This is a genomic window from Methylophilus rhizosphaerae, from assembly GCF_900100975.1.
Taxonomy (GTDB): Bacteria; Pseudomonadota; Gammaproteobacteria; order Burkholderiales; family Methylophilaceae; genus Methylophilus; species Methylophilus rhizosphaerae.
In genome coordinates this window covers 1-21497 of sequence record NZ_FNFX01000001.1, presented here as the reverse complement: position 1 = coordinate 21497, position 21497 = coordinate 1, and the positions used below count along the sequence as shown (strand labels likewise).

The following is a 21497-nucleotide window of genomic DNA, read 5'->3' as shown; positions in this document are numbered from 1 at the left end:
CGATGAGCGCATTGATTTACAACATGAAACAGCCAGGTATTGCTGTGGTCAATAAGGAAAAACTACTGGCACTGGATGGGCTGAGAGGGTGGATGGCGCTCTGGGTGTGGGTGACGCATGTGGTGACCATGGCCACCTTGCCGCTGGTTAAAACACATGGCATCGGCATGGTCCTGGCCAATGGCCAGTATGCCGTCTGCGTCTTTATCCTGCTCAGTGGTTTTGTCATCAGTAATTCGGCGACTACGCATTCCTGGGGCGATTTTATTATCCGGCGGGCGTTCAGGCTGTTTCCGGCCTACCTGATCTGCTTGGCGATCAGTGTGGCCATTGTCGGGTTGTCGATAGAATTAATCGAAGCCACACCCTGGCCCATGATGCGTATCGATGACCGGCTGAAATACCTGCATGACAGCCTGGAACATTTCTGGCCACATTTAGGCTTGCATGTCCTGCTTTTGCATGGCCTGGTGCCGGATTCGGTTTTAAGCTCCACTTCTTATGCCTTTATGGGCCAGGCGTGGAGCCTGACGCTGGAGTGGCAATATTATCTGATTGCCGGCCTGTTAATGAAACTGTCGTTCAAAAGTAAGCATCTTGGTTTTGAACTGGCGGTACTCATCGTGTTATTGATGATGGCGAAGGTATTCACGCAACCTTCTTTTATCGCTTCGTACTTATGGCTGTTTTATATCGGGCATTTATTCTGGAAACACTTTGACCAGCATGAGTTGTGGCGGTATCCGGTTTATTTTGTCATTTCCCTGGCCATGGGGCCAAAAGCACTTGCCATTCTGCTGTTTGGCCTGATTGTCTATTCTTCATTTCATGACGGGCGGTTGAAACATTTCTTTGAGAACAGGGTTTCCCTGTTTCTCGGTAAAATTTCCTATGGCTTTTATTGCGTGCACATGATTTCAATTTTCCTGACGGGTTATGTGCTGATTGTGGTGTTGAAACTCGATTCCAGGGTGTTATATGCCGTGTTGCTGATTAGCCTGAGCCTGGTGTTCTCCCTTGTTTTATCTGCATTGTTGAACCGTACGGTTGAGCAGCCCATGATCCGGTACGCCCGAAAAATAACGGCTTCCAAACCGCGTTAATTTTAGCCGATGTAGCATTCCCGTCTTTATGAGTTCCGAGTTAAAAAAACAATCCAGGGCCGGTGTGCTGTCATTGTTGTCCGGCCAGGTGGCGAGACTGGCTGCACAAGTGATCAGCCTGGTGGTGATGGCCAGGTTCCTGTCGCCGCAGGACTATGGATTGACGGCAGTGGTCATTGCGATTGTCAGTGTCGGGGAAGTGGTCAGGGATTTTGGCTTGTCCAGTTCGGCGATCCAGGCTGACGCACTGTCTGCGAGCGAAAAGTCCAATTTGTTCTGGATAAATACCCTGATCGGAGCATTGCTGGCGGCAGGATTGTTTTTGCTGGCCGGGCCGCTGGCCGTGTTTTACCACGATGCCCGCATCGAGGATATTGCCCAGATCATGAGTGCTATTTTCCTGATTAACGGACTGGCAACACAATATAAAGCCGGCCTCAGCAGACATATGCAATTCAAGGCGCTCGCGGTCAGTGAGTCGGCCGCTGCGCTGCTAAGTACTGCGATTGGCGTAGCTTGTGCCATACATGGCCTGGGTTACTGGGCGATTGTGGTGCAGCAGGTGTTATTAAATGCGTTTATCCTGCTGTTTTATATGTGCGCACATCCCTGGCTGCCTGAACTGCCCAATTTCAGAACCGATATGCGGCGATTTGTCAGCTTTGGTTTGCATCTCATGGGGTCGCAGATCATTGGTCAGTTAAGCCGCTCGGTGGATACCCTGATTATTGGGAATAAGTTCAGTGCGGAGTTGCTGGGGTTTTATAACCGTGCGCAGCAGATTGTGTTTATGGCACTTAACCAGATTAATGCGCCTTCGTCGACATTGGCTATTCCCGTGCTTTCCAAATTGAAGCACGATACTGCTGAGTATTACCGTTTTTTGAATTTTGGCCAGTCGGTTTTACTGCATGCCGTGGGGCTGTTTTTTTCGCTACTGGCGATTAATGCCGATATGGTGATCGCCATTGTGCTGGGCGATCAATGGCGGGCAACGGTACCGCTGGTACAGATATTATCGGCGGGTGCTATTTTCCAGGTGGCCAATTATTCCAGTTACTGGATATTCGTTTCCAAGGGGCTGACGCGGCAACAGCTGGCATTTACCTTGTTCAGCCGCCCGGTGATGATTGCCATGATTTTCCTGGGCTCTTTTTACAATATTTATACGGTAGCGATAGGCTATGTGGCCGGCCTGGCATTTTTATGGCTGTACTGCATGTATTTCCTGAAAAAGCACCAGATTGATATTTCGCTGCTGTTAAAGAACTCACTGGTGGTCTGTTTTTCATACCTGGCCATTACATTCCTGGTGATTTTCCTGTCATCTGTGCTGAGTGCAGGATTCATCAATCTGCTCATCAGGAACGCCGTTTTTTGCCTGCTTGCCGGGTTGGTATTTTTAATGTCTTCCACTTTCAGGGAAACATGGCTGTGCGTATTACGGCTTAATTTGATTAATCGCATCAAACTATCAAAGAGAAATTAAATGAAGGTAGATAAAACGCAGGTGTTCTGGTGGAGCCCCATTCCTTTTCTGGGGCTGAAAATTTTCCAGAAGGAAAATGTCGGTGACTTGCTCGGGCCCTTGCTGGTGCAGGAAATCCTGGATACCAAAAGCTTGCATATTCACGCTATCAAAAAAAGGAAACTCCTGACCATAGGCTCGGTCATCCACTTTGCCGATACCGGCGATACGCTGTGGGGCACTGGCGTGAACGGGAAAGTGGCCGATGCAGAACACCATTATGAGAACCTGGATGTCAGGGCTGTGAGAGGGCCGTTAACGGCAGAATACTTGAAGCGCAAATCTATCCATGTGCCAGACGTTTACGGTGACCCTGGCGTGCTGGTTGCTGATTTCTGGCCTCGTTCACAAGCCACGGAAACAGGCAAGGTATTGTATATTCCTCATATGCGTGAAAGGGAATTTCATCGCAAAGGCCTGCAAACCTTGTCGCCGTTAGCTTCCTTCGAGAAGTTTATTGCAGAAATTCAAACTGCGGAAAAAGTCATCTCGAGCTCACTGCATGGGGTTATTATTGCTGAATCTTACGGCATCCCGGCCTGTCTATTCCAGAGTACAAATGAAACTGCTTTCAAGTACGAAGATTATTACCACGGGACAGGCAGGCATACTTTCAAAGTATTTGATGATATAGCTGCAGCCCGGAAGTACGAGCCGGAAGTGCCTGATTTCACAGCAGTGAAAAAAAACCTGCTATCAGCCTTTCCGTGGGATCTTTGGCAGGCATAAGCATTAATTAACAAGATGAGTTCTAGGCCTATGTGGGTAATGATAATGCGTTAAACACTGGGTATTAAAAAATTTTATTGTTTATAAGTAGGTGAATTTAAATGAAAATCATCCCGGTTGTTCTGTCAGGTGGTTCCGGCACACGTTTATGGCCGCTTTCCCGGGCCGTATTGCCCAAACAGTTGTTGCCCCTGGTCACTGACCAGACCATGCTGCAGGAAACATTAACACGTCTATCCAACTGGGCTGACGTGGGTGATCCGCTGGTGGTTTGTGGCAATGACCATCGCTTCCTGGTGGCCGAGCAATTACGCCAGGTCAATTTAACGCCTGAAGCTATTGTGCTGGAGCCGGTGGCGCGTAATACTGCACCCGCTATTGCGGCGGCGGCGATTGCCTTGAAAGACAAAGATATCCTGATGCTGGTGTTGCCAGCTGACCATGTGATTACCGATGTGGCTGCGTTCGAAGCGGCAGTCAGGCATGCCAGTGTGGCGGCAGAGCAGGGCAGGCTGGTTACGTTTGGCATTGAGCCTACCCAGCCTGAAACAGGCTATGGCTACATCCAGTCCGGCGATGCGCTAGTAACAGCCGAGGGATGCTTTAATGTGGCACGTTTCGTGGAAAAACCGGATGCGGTCACGGCGCAGCAGTACCTGGATGCCGGCAACTTTTACTGGAACAGCGGCATGTTCCTGTTTAAACCATCCGTATTCCTCACCGAGTTGCAGCGATATGCCCCAGAGATGGTGACGGCTGTTTCAAACGCAGTTGCACAAAGCTATAAAGACCTGGATTTTGTGCGCTTGCATGAAGCTTCATTTGCCGAATCCCCGGCGGACTCGATTGATTATGCAGTCATGGAAAAAACAACACTGGCAGCCGTCGTGCCCGCCAGCATGGGCTGGAATGATGTGGGCTCCTGGACGGCCTTGAAAGAAGTGCAGCCTAATGATGCTGCCGGTAATGCCGTCCGTGGGGATGTGTACCTGAAAGATGTGCAAAATACGCTGATACGGGCCGAGAGCCGTTTTGTCTCTGCGGTAGGGGTGGAAGACCTGCTGATTGTAGAAACCAGCGATGCCGTGCTGGTAGCACATCGCGATTGTGCGCAGGATGTGAAAAATATCGTGGACCACCTGAAAGCCAATGGCCGCTCCGAGCACAAGATGCACCCGCGCGTATATCGCCCCTGGGGCTGGTATGAAGGCATAGATATCGGCGAGCGCTTCCAGGTCAAGCGCATCATGGTCAAGCCTGGTGAGCGATTATCCCTGCAAATGCACCACCATCGCGCCGAGCACTGGGTAGTGGTCAGCGGCTCCGCCATGATTACCATTGATGATGTGACCAAGTTGTATACCGAAAATGAATCGACCTATATCCCGATCGGCTCTACACATAGGCTGGAAAACCCAGGTAAAGTGCCATTACACCTGATTGAAGTGCAATCAGGCAGTTATCTCGGCGAAGACGATATCGTGCGCTTCGAAGACACTTATGGCCGTCATTAAAGGCTGGCAGGCATGAGGGTATTACGAACGGTAATGCAGCAGAGCGGGGTGGCTTTCGGCACCAGTGGTGCGCGTGGCCTGGTTTCAGCCATGAGCGACGAAGTCTGCGCAGCCTATATCCAGGCATTTGTATGTACGGTGAAAACCGCATTTACATTCAGCCAGGTAGCGATTGCCATGGATTTGCGCCCCAGCAGCCCTGCCATTGCGGAAGCCTGTGCAAAAATGCTGTGCCAGTTGGGCTTGGAAGTCATTTTTTGCGGCGCGATCCCCACCCCGGCACTGGCGCTATTCGCACAAACACGCCGGATACCCGGCATTATGGTCACCGGTAGCCACATTCCGTTTGACCGCAATGGGCTTAAATTTTACCGTCCGGATGGTGAAATCACTAAATCTGATGAAACTGACATGCTGGCCTGCGCGTTACAGCCGCTCGCGGAAACGGCTATCAGCCTGCCTGCGGAAGATATGCAAGCCAGGGAGGCCTATATACAACGCTATACCTCATTACTGGGTGAGCAGGCACTGGCCGGCCTGAAGCTGGCGATTTACCAGCACTCTAGTGTAGGGCGCGATCTGATGCATCGTTTGCTCACCGAATTAGGCGCGGAAGTCGTGTGCCTGGCGCGTTCTGATACTTTTGTGCCGATTGATACCGAGGCCGTATCAATGGAAGACCGGCAGCGCGGGCTGGATTGGGCGGCAAAGTATCAAGTGGATGCCATTATTTCCACCGATGGAGATGGCGACCGCCCGCTTATCAGTGATGAAAAGGGCCAGTGGTTACGTGGGGATATTGTAGGCCTGCTCACGGCAAAGGCATTACAGGTTACGCATTTAGCGGTACCGGTAAGTTGTAATACTGCCATCGAGGCCAGCGGCTTTTTCCGGCAAGTGATGCGCACACGCATCGGCTCGCCTTTTGTGATTGCTGGCATGCAGGCATTGCAACAAAGCGGCGCCTCCAGTGTGGCCGGATTCGAAGCCAATGGCGGATTCTTGTTGGGCAGCCATGTACCACAAACGGCTGGCCTCGCACCGCTGCCTACCCGGGATGCCGTGTTACCGATAGTGATCTTGCTATCACAGGTCAAGACGCAGGATAAGCCGCTCTCGCAACTTGTCGCAGCGTTGCCGCAACGTTTTACTGCCAGTGACCGCCTGCAGAGTTTCCCGACTGAAAGCAGCCAGGCATTGCTTACCCGCTGGACGGCTGACCCTGCCGGTTTGCAGCAGGCCTTACAATTGCCAGCACATATTGTGCAGATGGATACCACCGATGGCCTGAGAGCAGAGCTGGCCTCGGCCCAGGTCGTACATCTGCGCCCGTCTGGCAATGCGCCCGAGTTCAGGTGCTATGTGGAGGATGTGAGCCAGGCAGCGGCACAATCCTTGTTATCGCACGTCATGCAACAACTCAAAGCTTTCGCATAATGTTGTTTTTCTTTTTGCCACACAATTAAGCACTAAAATCTCTTCTGTTTACGGCTAGGCAGATATGTGTTTTTTGCTATGCTGTTTTTTAGCAGGAAAGGCAGGTTTGCATAGTTTCTTCCTGTTTTTGCCTGTTCAAAATTGTGAGGCTGGCAAAAAAACTTTAATATGCGGCTTTGGAAGTTAAATAATTAAAAAGGTAGTTTTCACATGATTTTAGTGACGGGGGGCGCCGGTTTTATCGGCAGTAATTTTGTCCTGGACTGGCTGGCGCAGTCAGACGAACCGGTGGTGAATCTGGATAAGCTGACGTATGCCGGCAATCTGGATAACCTGGCATCGCTGTCCAGCGATCCGCGTCATATTTTCGTGCAGGGGGATATCGGGGATGTGGCGCTGGTCAATCGCCTGCTGACTGAGTACAAACCCAGGGCGGTGTTGAATTTCGCCGCAGAATCGCACGTGGACCGCTCCATCCATGGCCCGGAAGACTTTATCCAGACCAATGTGGTCGGGACATTTCATTTGCTGGAAGCTGTACGTGCATATTGGAATGGCTTGCAGGGAAGTGACAAGTCGGCATTCAGGTTATTGCATGTCTCCACTGATGAGGTATATGGCACCCTGGAGAACAGCGATCCGCCGTTTAACGAACAGAACCGTTATGAGCCCAACAGCCCGTATTCTGCTTCCAAGGCGGCTTCAGATCATCTGGTGCGCGCGTACCACCATACTTATGGCCTGCCGGTATTGACCACGAACTGCTCCAATAATTATGGCCCTTACCACTTCCCGGAAAAACTGATTCCATTGGTGATTCATAACGCCCTGAATGGCAAGCCGTTACCAATTTATGGAGATGGTCAGCAGATCCGTGACTGGCTATTTGTCAAAGATCATTGCACTGCCATTCGTCGCGTGCTGTCAGCCGGAAAGGTCGGCGAAACCTACAATGTGGGCGGCTGGAATGAAAAACCTAACCTGGAAGTAGTGCACACGATTTGCGCAATCCTGGATGAATTAAAGCCCCGTGCAGATGGCCAATCCTATAACTCGCAAATCACATTTGTAAAAGACCGGCCTGGTCATGACCGCCGTTATGCCATTGATGCCACCAGGCTGGAAAAAGAGCTGGGCTGGAAACCGGCGGAAACATTTGAAACCGGTATCCACAAAACCGTCCAGTGGTACCTGGATAACCAGCCCTGGGTCGAAAACATCACCAGCGGCCAGTACCGCCAGTGGGTGGAGAAGCAGTATCAATGAAGCTATTGCTGACAGGTTGTCACGGCCAGCTCGGCTTTGAACTACAGCGTAGCCTGGCACCATTGGCAGAAGTGATTGCCATTGGACGGGAAGAGTGCGATTTATCCGATGCACCGGCACTGCGTGCCTTGATTCAAACCATCCGGCCGGATGGCATTATTAACCCGGCAGCTTATACTGCTGTGGATAAGGCGGAATCGGAAATTAAACTGGCGCGCAAAATCAATACAGATGCGCCGCGTGTGATGGGGGAGGAAGCCGCCCGGTGCGGTGCATTCGTATTTCATTATTCAACGGATTACGTATTTGAAGGCACAGGGACAAGTTTCTACAGGGAAACCGATATCCCGCATCCGCAAAATGTGTACGGCCAATCCAAATATGACGGTGAACAGGCATTGCGCGCCGCATGTACACGCAGCCTGGTGATGCGGACGAGCTGGGTGGTCGGCGCGCATGGTGGCAATTTCGCCAAAACCATGCTCAAGCTCGCCAGTGAGCGTGAGTCGCTCAATGTGGTGGCTGACCAGTATGGCGCACCGACCTCCGCTGCCTTACTGGCGGATATCACGGCACAACTGGTGGGGCGCATCCTGCAACAGGGTGACCAGGCATTTCCGTACGGCTTGTATCATGTCGCTGCGTCTGGCGTGACCAATTGGCATGCGTATGCCCGGTTTGTGATTGCGCAAGCCATGCGCGCTGGCAAGTCTATGAAAACATTACCGGAAAAAGTGCAGCCGATTTCCACCGCAGAATATCCGCTGCCCGCCAAAAGACCTGCAAACTCCAGGCTGGATACCACACTTTTCCAGCATACCTTTAATTTGCGCCTGCCGGACTGGCAACAGGGGGTGGCGCATGTATTACAACAGATTCTATAGGGGGCATCATGGCAAAAAATAGAAAAGGCATTATTTTAGCCGGTGGTTCTGGCACGCGCCTGTACCCGGCGACGCAAGCCGTGTCCAAGCAGTTGATCCCGGTATATGACAAGCCGATGGTGTACTACCCGCTGACAACGCTGATGTTATCGGGTATCCAGGATATTCTGCTCATTTCCACGCCACAGGACACGCCACGTTTTGAGCAATTATTAGGTGACGGTTCGCAGTGGGGCATCAATATTCAATATGCGGTGCAGCCATCCCCCGACGGATTGGCACAGGCATTTATCATTGGCGAATCCTTTATTGGCAACGCCCCCAGCGCATTGGTACTGGGTGACAATATTTTCTATGGCCATGATCTGGCCACCGCGTTACAACAGGCAGATCAGGCGACAACAGGGGCCACTGTGTTCGCCTATCCGGTCAATGATCCCGAGCGTTATGGCGTGGTGGAGTTCGACCAGCAGGGGCGGGCCGTCAGCCTGGAAGAAAAACCGGCTCAGCCGAAATCGCGTTATGCGGTGACCGGTCTGTATTTCTATGATCAGCAGGTGTGTGATATTGCGAAAAACCTGAAACCGTCTCCCAGAGGCGAACTGGAAATCACCGATGTCAACAAATACTACCTGGCCCAGCAACAACTCAATGTCGAAGTTATGGGGCGGGGGCATGCCTGGCTGGATACCGGCACGCATGAATCTTTGCTCGAAGCTTCGCTGTTTATCCAGACCATTGAAAACCGCCAGGGCCTGAAAATCGCCTGCCCGGAAGAAATTGCCTACCGCATGGGTTATATCTCGGCAGAAGCATTGCTGCAGCAGGCCGAGATTTACAAGAAGAATGGCTATGGCCAATATTTAATGCAGATTGTGAATGAGCAGGTATTTTAGTGATTGCACACGCGACAAGTATTCCGGATGTGTTGGTCTTTGAACCGAAAGTATTTGGCGATGACCGGGGCTTTTTTTATGAAAGCTTTAACGAAAATGTATTTGCTGAGGCCACTGGGCTCCGTCCCAGCTTTGTACAGGATAACCATTCCAAATCTGCCAAGAACGTATTGCGTGGCCTGCATTACCAGATCCAGCAGCCACAGGGGAAACTGGTTCGTGTCACGCAAGGCGAAGTGTTTGATGTCGCGGTGGATTTGCGTGAGAGTTCTCCCACTTTTGGCCAGTGGGTAGGCGAAAGGTTGAGCGCCGAAAACAAACGCATGTTATGGGTGCCAGCCGGCTTTGCGCATGGCTTCCTGGTATTGAGTGACACTGCCGAGTTTTTGTATAAAACAACGGATTTTTATGCCCCCCAACATGAGCGTTGCATCCGCTGGAATGACAGCACACTTAACATTCAGTGGCCTATTGAGGAGCAGCCCTCTTTGTCTGCCAAAGATACGCAGGGGTTAAGCTTTTTGGAAGCTGACAAATACAGCTGATATTATCTGCAATTGTTTGTTGCCATGTTCTAAGCATGCGAGATTGCAGTAACCAAGCCTTTAATATAGATGGATAAGAAATGAAAATTTTAGTCGTGGGTGGCGCAGGCTATATCGGCTCCCACATGGTGAAAATGTTGCTGGAGTCCGAGCATGAAGTCATCACGCTGGATAATTTATCCAGCGGTCATGCTGATGCAGTGCTAGGCGGCGTTTTTGTTGAAGGTGACCTGGCTGACATCGCGTGCCTGGACCAGGTATTTGACAAATATCAGCCAGAAGCTGCCATGCATTTTGCCTCTTTTATCCAGGTAGGCGAGTCTGTACGCAAACCGGATATTTATTACCAGAATAACGTCGGCAATACGCTGAATCTGCTTAATGCCATGCTGAAGTTCGATGTAAAGAAACTGATTTTTTCATCGACTGCCGCGGTATTTGGGGAGCCGCTTTATGTGCCCATAGATGAGGCGCATCCATGTGTTCCAGTGAATCCTTACGGACGCTCAAAATGGATGATAGAGCAAATACTTTCTGATTATGAGCAGGCTTTCGGCTTGCGTTCGGTATGCTTGCGCTATTTTAATGCAGCGGGTGCAGATCCAGACGGCAAGCTGGGAGAACGCCATGATCCTGAAACCCATTTGATTCCTTTGGTGCTGCAAGCTGCCTCGGGAAGACGTAAAGACATCCAGGTGTATGGCCGGGATTATGATACGCCTGATGGTACTTGTATCCGCGACTATATCCATATCACGGATTTATGTACTGCACATTTGGCTGCATTGCAGTATTTGAATGCTGGCGGTATAAGTGACCGGTTCAACCTGGGCAACGGTGCCGGATTTTCCGTGCAGCAAGTTATTGATGCGGTACAACAAGTGTCCGGCCAGCCAGTGACGGTCGTGAATGCACCAAAGCGGGAGGGAGATCCGGCAAGACTGGTGGCTGACGCCACACGTGCGCGAAGCATCTTGAACTGGACTCCGTTGTTTACAGAGCTGGAAACCATCGTTTTGCATGCCTGGCAATGGGAGCTTAAGCAATTAAACTCCCGTGTTTGAGCCATGCAAGCTATGCAGACCGGCTTTTTGCTGGTACTGGCTGATTATTTTAAATAATCCCTAATCCTGTGTGCGGCCTCTATGGTTTCTACTGGGGAGGCTACCAGCGCCATGCGGATAAAGTTTTTCCCCGGATTGAATCCATGTGCCTCACGTGCCAGGAATGAACCGGGTAGTACAGTGATATGCAGGTCCTGGTAAAGCTGTCTGGCGACCAAAGTATCGTCCTGTTGCGTATTGATCCAGAGATAAAATGCGGCATCGGGTAATTGCGTCTGTGGCCAGATCTGTTGCAGAACCGGCGTGACGGCATGGAATTTTTCGCTGTATAAGGTGCGATTGTGGATGACATGCGCCTCATCATTCCAGGCGACGATACTGGCAGCCTGTACTGCAGGATTCATGGCGCAGCCGTGATAGGTGCGGTACAAGGCAAATTTCTCGATCAGCGCTGCATCACCGGTAACAAAGCCCGAACGCATGCCAGGCACATTGGAGCGCTTGGACAATGAGCTGAACATGACCACGCGGCTGAAATCACGGCCTAGCTGGTGCGCGGCTTGCAGAGCGCCCACTGGTGGATTTGCTTCATCAAAATAGATTTCTGAGTAGCATTCATCTGATGCAATCACAAACCCGTACTGATCCGACAGTTCAAACAGGGTTTTCCATGCCTGTATATCCATGACTTTGCCGGAGGGATTGCCCGGGCTGCAGACATATACCAGTTGCGTACGGCGCAGGATCTCTGGCGGGACTTGTGCCAGGTCCATGACAAAATCATTTTCCGGTGTGGTGTTGATAAAGTAGGGCATGGCACCCGCCAGGAAGGCCGCCCCTTCATAAATCTGGTAAAACGGATTGGGTGAAATCACTACTGGCTGCTGTGAACCACTGGTATCCACCACCGCCTGGGCAAATGCGAACAGCGCTTCACGGCTGCCATTGACGGGCAGAATCGCTTTGTCGATGTCCAGTGCCGGAATGCTGTAGCGACGTTGCAACCACTGGTTGATGGCTTCACGCAAGGCCGGAATGCCAACTGTGGTAGGATAGCTGGCCAGCCCGCCCAGGTTGTTTGCCAGCGCTTCACTGATGATGGATGGCGTTTCATGCTTGGGTTCACCGATGGACAGGTTGACATGGCGAAAGTCCGGATTAGGCGTAAGCCCCTGAAACAAATCGCGTAAACGTTGAAAAGGATAGGGCTGGAGTAAATTCAGATGTGGATTCATAGGGTTGTATTATAAGTGAGCCTTGCGCATAAACAAAAACACGTCCGGCAAAATTATTTTGCCACGGCTGCATTAATTTATGGTGCCATTTCATGGGGTCTGATCTGGTATCCCTACCGCCTGCTGAATGAAAGCGGTCTTTCCGGCATGCAGTCCAGTTTTCTCGGCTATTGCCTGGCCTTACTGATCGGCGGGATATTATTCTGGCGCCGCTATGCACGTATTGTACAGATCCCCGCATCCGCTTACTGGCTGAGCCTGGTTGCCGGCTGGACCAACCTGGCCTACATACTGGCCGTGATTGATGGCGAGGTAATGCGCGTCATGCTGTTGTTCTATTTGTCGCCGCTATGGACCTTGCTGCTGGCCAGGGTCTGGTTGCATGAGCCCTGGAAGCGTGCGCAGCTACTCGCCATTGTGCTGTCATTATTCGGCGCTCATTTAATGCTGACCCATGGTCAGTGGGATTGGCCGCTGCCACAATCAACTTCCGACTGGCTGGCTTTGTCTGCCGGTATCGGCTTTTCAATCATGAATGTCATGACCCGTTTTTCCACACATCTCAGCATTGCCGCCAAGGGCATGCTGGTCTGGTTCGGTGTCTTTGGCCTGTCGTTAGGCTTGTTAGTCTGGCAGCACAGTTTTTCCGGTTTCGCATGGATTACCCATGTGACGTTGTCCTCATATGGGCTGTTGCTGGTGATTGCATTCATGCTGACTTCTGCCACCTTGCTGGTGCAGTATGGCGTGACGAAAATCCCCGCTATCCAGGCATCGGTTTTGTTTATGTTCGAGCTGATTGTAGCCGCTGTCGCTGCTTATTTCCTGGCGCACGAAAGTATCTCGGCAATAGAGATGATAGGTGGTGTGTGCATCGTCGCCGCAGGATTGCTATCTGTCTATGATGGTAAAGGCTAAGTTGGGTAGTATTAAATCAGTGTTTGATACACTTGCTCTAGCTGTCGGCAAAATGCCTGTGCATCAAATAGCCGCATTGCCTGTTGTTGCACTTTTGCCTTAAGCGCCTGCAACATATCGGGTTGCGTTGCCAGCAATACCGCCTGTTTTTCCAGGCTGGCCCAGTCCGGGCAAATACCTTCTGGCACATCTATATATTTCAGCAGGCTGGCGCTGACACGGGCAGGAAAAGTATCGCCTTTTACCGTGAGCAACGGAACGCCTTGCCATAAGGCATCACTGGCGGTGGTATGTGCGTTATAAGGTGTCGTATCCAGCATCAGGTCGGCATGGGCTTGCCTGGCGATATGGCTGGCAATGTCGGTACGCGGCGCAAAAACCAACCGGTCAGGATCTATCCCTGACTGTTGTGCTGCCTGTTGCAGATTCTTTGTGGCCCAGGGGTTACATGCCAGCAACCACAGTACGCTATCAGGCACTTGTTGCAGGATACGCATCCAGCTGGCAAAGACTTGTTCCGTGATCTTGAAGCTCTGATTGAAGCTGCAAAATACAAATCCATGTTCGGGTAAACCATGTTGCGACCTGTTGCCAGCTTCGGCCATCGGTCGCTGACTATTATTCGGCTGGTAGCAGGGGAGGGAAACAGGTTTTTCTGCAAGCTGTCCTTGATTCAAGGTGCCATCGACCAGTATCACATCAAATAAAGGCCGGTCATGCAATTGGCCCATGCTGCCAGGGTAACCCAGCCAGTTGATATGGCAGCGTGTCGGCCTATAGGCCGCAATACCACTGCGGCTGTTTTGCGTAAAACCGCTCAAATCAATAAGGTAATCAATATCGGCGGCTCGCATGTGCGTCGCGACTTCGGCATCCGTAAGCGTATCAATATCTATCCACTGGTCCGCTGCCGCGACAAACCGCTTGCGTTCTATGGAATCATCGTCTTTCGCCTGGCTATATAAGCTGACTTCAAACTGTTGACGGTCATGCGCGGCAATCACATCGGTGACCAGATAGGCCAGTGGATGCTTACGGAAATCAGACGAAAGGTAAGCCAGTTTAATCTTGCGATCTTTTGCACGTGCCAGTGGTGCTGGTAATGGTTGAATGTGGCCGTAATGCTGCTGCGCCCACAGGCTGGCACATTGTTGCTGTTCCACATGCATCGTGTCTGGCATCGCTAAAAAAGCAAATGGCGGGATTTGTGCATGCGGCTGCTGTGTTAAAGCTTGACGTACTTCCTGAATGGCCTGCTTCAGCCCTGACCAGTCTGCCATATGCTGCTTCTGGTGTATCCAGTGCACTTTGGCATGTATCAATTGTGGATTTAGCTTTAACGCTTGCTCATAGGCGGCAACAGCGAGATCCAGTTGACCAGCCTCACGATAGGCATTTCCCAGGTTGTTGTGTACGTCGGCATCTTGCGGGTTAAACCGGAGCGCCTGCTGGTAGTGATGAATCGCTGTGACCTGCTGGCCAAGTTTGCGCAAGCTATTGGCCAGGTTGAAATGGACATCTGCCTGTTGTGCATCCTGTTGCAGTGACTGCTTGAAATAATCTGCCGCCAGCACCTCGTTGCCAAGTTTGCTGGCGACATTTCCCAACTGCATCAGTATCTGGGGGTGATCTGGTGCCAGTGCCAACGCTGTGCTGAATGCAGCCTCGGCAAATGTTGCCTGGTTAAGTGCCAGGTAACAGCGCCCCAGTTCGTAATGCAAGGCCGGGTCATACGGCTCGCGTGCCAATTGCTGTTGCAGTTGTTGTATGGCCGGATTCATGCTGCACCCTCGTCATCAAACGGGTTCAGCAGTTTTTTCCAGCCCCGTTGCTTGAAAACCAGCCGTTGTGGATGCAAGCCCGTCCAGAAGTTATCTTCGGTCAGTTGCGGTAAAGGTATCCCGGCATCACTTAATACCCGCCTGGCCAGCATGGCGGCACAGTAGGGTGCAGTCAGCAGGCCTTTGCTGCCATGTGCGACATGGACATAGATACCTTGCGGGGCCGGCAGGTCGCTGAACTGGGTAACTTCCTGTGTGCTGGATTGCAACGATATTGAAAGTAGCGGCCCTACATAGGGTAAATAATCCGGCGAACCACAACGGCTGGATGCACGAGCATAGGGAATTTTTACTGAATGTAATTGTTTAAATTCAGGGCTTAAGCGGCTGATCATATTAAGATTACTGTGATTGTCTTCTTCTCGCACTCTGGTATCTGGGTCGCCTGGTGCAAAGGTGGCACCCATCGCATGCATGCCCTGATACAGGGGCGTGAGATAGCCATCTCCGCACAGAATTGTTTTCAGGTTTTGCAATACAGGCTGTGTCTCCAGCATGCTCATCTGGCCACGCACTGGATTTAACCACATGCCACTGTCAGGCAGTAGGCTGGCTGCATCGGCAGCATTGGCAACAATCACCGCATCGAATGTTTCCTCTATCTGTGTGGTCGTAGATTGCAATTGCCAGCGTTGATCCTGCCTGGATAATGTCCTGATTTCCTGCTGTATATGCAGATGAATATTCGCATGCCTCAGCATGGCGGTACAGGCTGCCACCGGATCGACCCAGGCTCCTTCGGCAAAATACAAGCAGTCTGATACCAATGTCACACCTGCCAGTGCGCTGGCTTGTGTTGCATCCACTTGCCGCATCAGACCAAGATGCGCATAGCGGGCAGCCACTTTATGGACACGTTTATATTCACGTGGGCTGGCACCTAGCTGTAATAAGCCACATTGCTTAAAAGCCTCTTCTGCCAAACCAAGATTCGCGTAATGGCGTAAGCTGAAGCTGTAGCTGCGCAATGCCAGTTGGTCATTCAAGGGCTTCTCTGCATTCAGTCGCGGGTAAAGCATGCCACGTGGATTGCCGGACGCACCGCTGGCAACCGTGGAACGTTCAAAGACATGCACCTCGCAGCCCAGTGAAGCTAGGAACCAGGCGCTGCTGCAACCGGCAATGCCTGCGCCAATCACAGCGACTTTTGGCATGGCGGCTGGTAACGGTTGCTCAAGGGATGGCCATGCACCACACAACATTTCACGTTTTGTACCGAAGCCGGCTGTTTTCTGTACCTGGAAACCAGCGGCTAACAGGCCACGGCGAACAAAGCCGGCGCTGGTGAACGTGGCAAACGTCGTTCCTGCGCGTGAGCATCTGGCCATACATTCAAACAAGAATGGCTGCCACATGCCAGGATTCTTGGCTGGCGCGAACCCGTCCAGAAACCAGGCGTCTGCCTTCAGGTTTAACGCCGGCAATACTTGGGCGCTGTCACCAATATGCAAAGTCAAGCTGGTGGAAAACCCGGGAAGCTCCAATTGATTAATCCCTGGTTGCAATAAGCGGTATTGCTGGCATAAAGCCTGGCTCACCGTGGCTAGCTCAGGAAAGTGGGCATGTGCCTGTTGCAGATCTTGCAAGCTGAATGGCGCGATTTCCACACTGACAAAATGTAAATGAGCTTGAGGGGGCGCCTGTTCACGCCACAATTGCAATGCAGCCAGGAAGTTCAGGCCACTGCCAAATCCAGTTTCCACAATCACGAAGTGGCTGGGATTATCTACCGGGAGCGACTGCCAGCGCTGCTGCAGCTGGTTATGTTGCAAAAATACATGGCGCGTTTCCGCCAGGCCATGCTGGGGATGGTCCGGACTCATGGAAAAGTAAACATCATCAAACTGGGTGGAGTAGGGGAGGCCCTCACGCCACTCCAGCACGGCATGGGTATTCATCATGTCGGCAAGTTTATCATGCCTGGGTATCCGCTCAGCCGGGTGACTGGAATCGGCAAGCGACGATGGGGAAGAAAATGCTAGTTTTTATAAACTAATTAACATATATAACAATCAGTTATTTAATAAATTGAATGTACTAATTTAATAGTTTATATGGGTGAATGGAGTGGAGAGGCTGGCTAATTGCCGTGCGGGAAGTTTTAAGTGTATACTAATCTGTATACCCTATAAGGCACAAACGTTATGACGCGCACATTGACTCAATCATTTTGCATCGGCATAGCCGGATTTTCGCTACTGTTAGCCGGCTGCATGCATGCTTCCAAATCATCTACAGCCAATGCCGGTAACGTTGACTGGGGCAGTTATGGCCTAAACCTGAACGGCCAGCGCCACTCGGAGCTTACGCAAATCAATACGGGTAATGTCAAGCAACTAGCTTCTGCATGGACAGTCAGTACTGGCGTCAAAGCGACATTCCAGGCCACACCCATTGTGGGGAATGGCGTTATGTATGTCAGTCTGCCGTTTAATCATGTGTTGGCACTGGATGCGGCTACCGGGAAACAGTTATGGAAATACACCCATGAGCGCAAAGCTGGCTGGTCCATGTGCTGTGGGCCGGCTAATCGTGGCGTGGCTGTGTCGGACGGTAAAGTGTTTATTGGAACCGTTGATGCCAGGTTAATCGCGCTGGATGCCAGAAATGGCCGGAAACTGTGGGATATCGATGTTGCCGGCCAGCCGGTGGACAGGGAGCAGCAGGATACCTTGAATGGCAGCGATCCCAATAAAACACGCAAAGTGACCGGTGGAACCGGTGTGGGGATTGCCATGGCACCTGTGGTGTATAAGCACAAAGTGATCATTGGCATCACCGGGGTAGGGTATGGCCTGCATATTGATAATCCGCGCAGCGATGCGCCATTAGGGGCAGTGATTGGGGTGACAGGACGCTACGGTCGTCCCGGCTTTCTGGCGGCATTTGATGTGGATACCGGTCACCAGGTTTGGCAGTTTGATACCATCCCGGTGAAAGGCTGGGAGGGGCATTTTGCCACGGCAACGGCAGATGGCAGCCATTTCGAGCGGGATATTGCCACTGAAAAAGCAGCCCTGAAAGATTACCCGGATGCCGCCATATTCGGTGGCGGTTCGGCATGGAGCACGCCAGCGATCGACACTGAGACCGATACCTTGTATTTCGGCACAGGCAACCCCTCTCCGCAAATGAATGATGTCAGCAGGCCGGGAGACAACTTATATACCGTTTCACTGGTAGCGCTGGATACTGAAACTGGTCAGTACAAATGGCATTATCAGCAAGTGCCTCACGATCTGTGGGGATATGACTTGGCCAGCCCGCCGGTCCTGTTCCAGTATCAGCAGCACGGCAGGAATATTCCTGTGGTTGGCCAGGCTGGCAAAACAGGCTGGTTTTATATCCATGACCGCGCCACGGGTGCGTTTTTGGCGAAATCTGAAGCCTTTGTACCACAGCATAATCTGTTCAAAAAGCCCAATATGGATGGCGTAATCGTTTATCCCGGCATTCTGGGAGGCGCAAACTGGTCTCCTACGAGTGTAGATGAAACCCGGCAAAAAGTATTTGTGGCTGCCATGCATAGTCCGATTAAATATACAGTACATGAAACGGAAACAGGCAATGGGCAGCAGCCCATGCGTTATACCGCCAGTGAACCCACTGAGGATGCCCGCTGGGGATTGTTAAGTGCTATCGACCTGCATTCAGGAAAAATTGCCTGGCAGCAAAAAACAGCCCAGCCATTAGTTGGCGGTGTGTTATCCACTGCGGGTGGATTGTTGTTTTGCGGAGAGGGTAATGGCCAATTTAATGCCTATGACAGCCAGACTGGCCAGGCATTATGGCATTACCAGTCTGAATATGGTGTCAATGCGCCACCGATCACTTACCAGGTGAATGGTGAGCAATACATCGCCGTGGTCAGCGGCGGTAACTCCTTGTTCGGTTTCAAACAGGGCGACAGTATTATGGTCTTTAAACTATCGAAGCATTAACGTTGCCGCACGAGCTCGTATGTGGTCGTATGCTGATTCTGTAGAGTTACCTGACTGGTCTGAGGATCTGCGTCATCTTTATTGGGTGATTCGTGTTGAGGGCGAAATAAAGCAAAACGTATGCGGTATTACAGGAAGGTTCAAAAAGAAAAATTGCGCCTGGCTGAAATGGGGATAGGCCAAAAGAAAATAGCGGCTGTCTGCCGCTACCTGTCGAACTTCAAAAACTCTGATACATTGCGAGAGGTGCTAGCGATTCCCGAAATGCAGCTTTCTTTTTGTTTTCCTATAGTTAACTTCTCTGGACTCTGAGTAAGTTCGTGAATATATTTCATTTTAAAACAATTAGTTGAATCGCACGAAGTAAATTTCACTTCGTGAATTACGTTCTGTTAGACCATTAGTTCATGAGTTAAAAATCCAAACTCACGCAAAAACTGAAGCATCAGCATGCCTCATATAAGTGCTTTTTTCAACACAATTTCTTGCTTGTAAGACAATGGTAAAACTCGAAGTTGACAGCAAGTTTCAATTAAGAGTGCAATTCGAAAAATGAGTAATCCGCTTTAAAGTTTGAAAAATCGCTCTAGTGCATCCTGGTCACCGAGCAATAGAGCAACATTGTCCTGAAAATTCTCAGTATCCAGCAGACCCTTTTCAGCATCCTCCCGTATAAACTTTTTAGGAAGACTTTGAATTTTTCCATCTTTCGTAATGGAAACGTACAAGGCATCTTGTTTACGACGATCTTTTAATTTCTGGTTTAGCTGCGCCTTTTCCGCAGCCACTATCTCTCTCACTTTATTCGCATCTGGATATGCTGACTTAAAGCCTCCCGATGCCCGTGCTCTGGCTTTCTCCCATGCAATATAGTTAACTACGGCTTGTGCAAGACCCTGTTTGGATGCGTGATCACGTAGCGAGTTGTATACAGTTGAGTCCCAACGCAGATTCTCAGCGCTCTGTTTTAATGTAAAGGCTTTAGAGAATTCTTCTTCAGCGAGTATGGCTAACGCCAATGCAGTGGAGTAACGGTGAGATTCAAAAAGCATACGGGCATCTTTAATCAGCTCGCAGCCATGATCATAGGCTGCATGCGCAGTAAGTTCGAGATCGTTCTTTAATTTCTCATCGACGGCTTTTGTCCAACTCATCTTATAGATTGCATCTTTCGGGATAGGGACTTGGACTGTGTAGTATCCATTTGGATCAGGCTGCCCCTCACATAGTCCATTATCTCCGACTACATCTGCACACGCTGAAGCATATCGCTCAAGTTCAAACAAAACAACAGTGGCTAAATATTTAGCATTTTTTTCGTCTTTTTTCTTTTGGAAATAATAATCTTTGAATACAGCAATTAATGCCCCGATGATGACACCTAGAAAGCCAAAAATTGCAGATTCCATTATTCAATCCCTTGCAATGTTTAATGAATATTTAAGAATCCATACTACATCTCAACCAGCATCTTCACCAAATCTTGGTTTCCAGTGACAACAATAATTTCAGATGAGCTGGCTGAGTCTTTATCAGTGCTATCTGCGAGCATCAACCCACCATAAACACGAAGTCGCCATATAGTTTCCAACCTTGGGTGCTCCCTCATCAAGCCGGTATAGGTTACTGTGTCGTTTCCCAGGGCATGGTGGATAGGATTGCTTTCAGGATGCTGGAAAAGATGGTCGTACATTGCTGATAGCTTAGCGGATGGAAAAATAGTCCCACTAGCCTGGCCCTCATTCAGATAAAGGTCAAAATGATGTAATGCGAGACCACGACCGACCATGGCAAAGAATTGAGCTGCACGTTTAGCATCGAAGGGTAAAGACATGGTTTTCTGCCAGGTATCTTTCTCAAACGTCCACGCATTTCCTCTGCCTGCATCCAGCTCTTTATATAACTTTTGATTCCGCTGAAGCCTGCGTGGTACGTGATCGTTCAGATTTACGCTGGCATCTGCATGCCTGCCACCGAAAGGCAGCAAGGCAGTTAAGTAATGCTCAAGCTGACTTTTCAGGTTGTTACAGGCCTCGCAAGCGGGAACTTGCGGTAGATTGGCGCGCACACTAGGCAGAAAGAATTCACGCGCAAAGATATGATCACCAGTAGTCGCAGGATTTTTAAAGCAGTATGCACACGGCTTGCCCCGAAATCTTTTACTGCTCATTTGTGATATTTCAAAACCATATAGTCTAAAAAAGCACGTATTTCCCACATATTCTGTGGATAAATCGGTGGATTCAACCTTGGTAGTATATATAACTTCATGATTTCCAAGATGATTGGTACGGTGACTATATTTTGACCTGTTAATCGAAAACCTATGCAGACACTGATAAAACAATGTTTATTAGTACGTTGGTTAAAGTTAGAAATTACTGCAAATGAATGCCAATAGCCTGCACCTGAAGGCGTAAGTTATCAGCACCCTGAAAATGAATTCCTTTGATTCCGTGATCATTAGCGGCTTTAACATTTTTCAAAGAGTCATCAATGAAGAGGGTATAAATAATTTTGTGTAAACGGTCATTTTGCAGGAAACTGCGCACGTACTTTTGGAGTAGAAATGACCGTATCAAAATCCCTGCCCAAC

Annotated in this window: 18 protein-coding genes; 12 read left to right on the top strand and 6 right to left on the bottom strand. The window is 50.3% G+C overall.

From position 1 onward, the window contains the following. The first annotated feature begins 2 nt into the window (after nucleotides 1-2). The 10 genes from BLP53_RS00095 to galE all read left to right on the top strand — a co-directional run bounded on the left by BLP53_RS00095 (nucleotide 3) and on the right by galE (nucleotide 10966). Complete coding sequence (locus tag BLP53_RS00095) at nucleotides 3-1103, top strand: acyltransferase family protein (protein WP_176755169.1); 1101 nt, start codon at nucleotides 3-5, stop codon at nucleotides 1101-1103. Between the two features lie 28 nt (nucleotides 1104-1131). Continuing rightward, nucleotides 1132-2592 carry a lipopolysaccharide biosynthesis protein gene (locus BLP53_RS00090; RefSeq protein ID WP_091467921.1) on the top strand — a complete coding sequence of 487 codons (1461 nt, stop codon included), beginning with the start codon at nucleotides 1132-1134 and terminating at the stop codon, nucleotides 2590-2592. Next, complete coding sequence (locus tag BLP53_RS00085) at nucleotides 2593-3360, top strand: polysaccharide pyruvyl transferase family protein (protein ID WP_091467918.1); 768 nt, start codon at nucleotides 2593-2595, stop codon at nucleotides 3358-3360. It abuts the gene before it with no gap. 101 nt (nucleotides 3361-3461) lie between these two features. Beyond that, nucleotides 3462-4874: a mannose-1-phosphate guanylyltransferase/mannose-6-phosphate isomerase gene (locus tag BLP53_RS00080; protein WP_091467914.1), complete on the top strand. Its 1413-nt coding sequence runs from the start codon at nucleotides 3462-3464 to the stop codon at nucleotides 4872-4874. A gap of 12 nt (nucleotides 4875-4886) precedes the next feature. After that, on the top strand, nucleotides 4887-6311 hold the full coding sequence (locus BLP53_RS00075) for a phosphomannomutase (protein WP_176755168.1): 1425 nt from the start codon (nucleotides 4887-4889) through the stop codon (nucleotides 6309-6311). A gap of 210 nt (nucleotides 6312-6521) precedes the next feature. Continuing rightward, nucleotides 6522-7577 (top strand): dTDP-glucose 4,6-dehydratase, encoded by a 1056-nt coding sequence (gene rfbB, locus BLP53_RS00070; RefSeq protein WP_091467908.1) that lies wholly within the window; start codon nucleotides 6522-6524, stop codon nucleotides 7575-7577. Next, nucleotides 7574-8461 carry a dTDP-4-dehydrorhamnose reductase gene (rfbD, locus tag BLP53_RS00065; RefSeq protein WP_091467905.1) on the top strand — a complete coding sequence of 296 codons (888 nt, stop codon included), beginning with the start codon at nucleotides 7574-7576 and terminating at the stop codon, nucleotides 8459-8461. The genes rfbB and rfbD overlap by 4 nt, the downstream gene beginning before the upstream one ends. A gap of 8 nt (nucleotides 8462-8469) precedes the next feature. Further along, the gene (gene rfbA, locus BLP53_RS00060) at nucleotides 8470-9357 is read left to right on the top strand and encodes a glucose-1-phosphate thymidylyltransferase RfbA (RefSeq protein ID WP_091467901.1); all 888 of its coding nucleotides are present in this window, start codon (nucleotides 8470-8472) and stop codon (nucleotides 9355-9357) included. Next, nucleotides 9357-9902 (top strand): dTDP-4-dehydrorhamnose 3,5-epimerase, encoded by a 546-nt coding sequence (rfbC, locus tag BLP53_RS00055; protein WP_091467897.1) that lies wholly within the window; start codon nucleotides 9357-9359, stop codon nucleotides 9900-9902. The genes rfbA and rfbC overlap by 1 nt, the downstream gene beginning before the upstream one ends. An 80-nt stretch (nucleotides 9903-9982) precedes the next feature. After that, nucleotides 9983-10966: a UDP-glucose 4-epimerase GalE gene (gene galE, locus BLP53_RS00050; protein ID WP_091467893.1), complete on the top strand. Its 984-nt coding sequence runs from the start codon at nucleotides 9983-9985 to the stop codon at nucleotides 10964-10966. A 44-nt stretch (nucleotides 10967-11010) separates the two neighbouring features. On the opposite strand, the gene dapC is transcribed toward galE, so the two are convergent. After that, the gene (gene dapC / locus BLP53_RS00045; protein WP_091467890.1) at nucleotides 11011-12201 is read right to left on the bottom strand and encodes a succinyldiaminopimelate transaminase; all 1191 of its coding nucleotides are present in this window, start codon (nucleotides 12199-12201) and stop codon (nucleotides 11011-11013) included. Between the two features lie 15 nt (nucleotides 12202-12216). On the opposite strand from dapC, the gene BLP53_RS00040 reads away from it, so the two are divergent. Continuing rightward, on the top strand, nucleotides 12217-13119 hold the full coding sequence (locus BLP53_RS00040) for a DMT family transporter (protein ID WP_091467887.1): 903 nt from the start codon (nucleotides 12217-12219) through the stop codon (nucleotides 13117-13119). 11 nt (nucleotides 13120-13130) lie between these two features. On the opposite strand, the gene BLP53_RS00035 is transcribed toward BLP53_RS00040, so the two are convergent. Both BLP53_RS00035 and mnmC read right to left on the bottom strand, forming a co-directional pair. After that, on the bottom strand, nucleotides 13131-14900 hold the full coding sequence (locus BLP53_RS00035; RefSeq protein ID WP_091467884.1) for an O-linked N-acetylglucosamine transferase, SPINDLY family protein: 1770 nt from the start codon (nucleotides 14898-14900) through the stop codon (nucleotides 13131-13133). Further along, complete coding sequence (mnmC, locus tag BLP53_RS00030; protein WP_245652544.1) at nucleotides 14897-16861, bottom strand: bifunctional tRNA (5-methylaminomethyl-2-thiouridine)(34)-methyltransferase MnmC2/FAD-dependent 5-carboxymethylaminomethyl-2-thiouridine(34) oxidoreductase MnmC1; 1965 nt, start codon at nucleotides 16859-16861, stop codon at nucleotides 14897-14899. Before mnmC ends, BLP53_RS00035 begins: the two co-directional genes overlap by 4 nt. A gap of 312 nt (nucleotides 16862-17173) precedes the next feature. On the opposite strand from mnmC, the gene BLP53_RS00025 reads away from it, so the two are divergent. Further along, nucleotides 17174-18901 carry a pyrroloquinoline quinone-dependent dehydrogenase gene (locus BLP53_RS00025; protein WP_091470245.1) on the top strand — a complete coding sequence of 576 codons (1728 nt, stop codon included), beginning with the start codon at nucleotides 17174-17176 and terminating at the stop codon, nucleotides 18899-18901. A gap of 566 nt (nucleotides 18902-19467) precedes the next feature. On the opposite strand, the gene BLP53_RS00015 is transcribed toward BLP53_RS00025, so the two are convergent. The 3 genes from BLP53_RS00015 to BLP53_RS13715 form a co-directional block, all read right to left on the bottom strand. After that, nucleotides 19468-20310, bottom strand: coding sequence for an AbiV family abortive infection protein (locus BLP53_RS00015; RefSeq protein ID WP_091467880.1), 843 nt, complete (start codon nucleotides 20308-20310; stop codon nucleotides 19468-19470). Nucleotides 20311-20354: 44 nt separating this feature from the next. Beyond that, nucleotides 20355-21071, bottom strand: a complete 717-nt coding sequence (locus BLP53_RS00010; protein WP_091467875.1) for an HNH endonuclease — start codon at nucleotides 21069-21071, stop codon at nucleotides 20355-20357. Between the two features lie 208 nt (nucleotides 21072-21279). Next, the coding region (locus BLP53_RS13715) for a hypothetical protein (protein ID WP_218119012.1) at nucleotides 21280-21497 on the bottom strand (218 nt) is incomplete at its 5' end.

Coding starts and splice junctions, on each gene's coding strand:
- BLP53_RS00095 (WP_176755169.1), top strand. CDS start 3: ATGAGCGCATTGATTTACAACATGAAACAGCCAGGTATTGCTGTGGTC.
- BLP53_RS00090 (WP_091467921.1), top strand. CDS start 1,132: ATGAGTTCCGAGTTAAAAAAACAATCCAGGGCCGGTGTGCTGTCATTG.
- BLP53_RS00085 (WP_091467918.1), top strand. CDS start 2,593: ATGAAGGTAGATAAAACGCAGGTGTTCTGGTGGAGCCCCATTCCTTTT.
- BLP53_RS00080 (WP_091467914.1), top strand. CDS start 3,462: ATGAAAATCATCCCGGTTGTTCTGTCAGGTGGTTCCGGCACACGTTTA.
- BLP53_RS00075 (WP_176755168.1), top strand. CDS start 4,887: ATGAGGGTATTACGAACGGTAATGCAGCAGAGCGGGGTGGCTTTCGGC.
- rfbB (WP_091467908.1), top strand. CDS start 6,522: ATGATTTTAGTGACGGGGGGCGCCGGTTTTATCGGCAGTAATTTTGTC.
- rfbD (WP_091467905.1), top strand. CDS start 7,574: ATGAAGCTATTGCTGACAGGTTGTCACGGCCAGCTCGGCTTTGAACTA.
- rfbA (WP_091467901.1), top strand. CDS start 8,470: ATGGCAAAAAATAGAAAAGGCATTATTTTAGCCGGTGGTTCTGGCACG.
- galE (WP_091467893.1), top strand. CDS start 9,983: ATGAAAATTTTAGTCGTGGGTGGCGCAGGCTATATCGGCTCCCACATG.
- dapC (WP_091467890.1), bottom strand. CDS start 12,201: ATGAATCCACATCTGAATTTACTCCAGCCCTATCCTTTTCAACGTTTA.
- BLP53_RS00035 (WP_091467884.1), bottom strand. CDS start 14,900: ATGAATCCGGCCATACAACAACTGCAACAGCAATTGGCACGCGAGCCG.
- mnmC (WP_245652544.1), bottom strand. CDS start 16,861: ATGATGAATACCCATGCCGTGCTGGAGTGGCGTGAGGGCCTCCCCTAC.
- BLP53_RS00025 (WP_091470245.1), top strand. CDS start 17,174: ATGCATGCTTCCAAATCATCTACAGCCAATGCCGGTAACGTTGACTGG.
- BLP53_RS00015 (WP_091467880.1), bottom strand. CDS start 20,310: ATGGAATCTGCAATTTTTGGCTTTCTAGGTGTCATCATCGGGGCATTA.
- BLP53_RS00010 (WP_091467875.1), bottom strand. CDS start 21,071: ATGAGCAGTAAAAGATTTCGGGGCAAGCCGTGTGCATACTGCTTTAAA.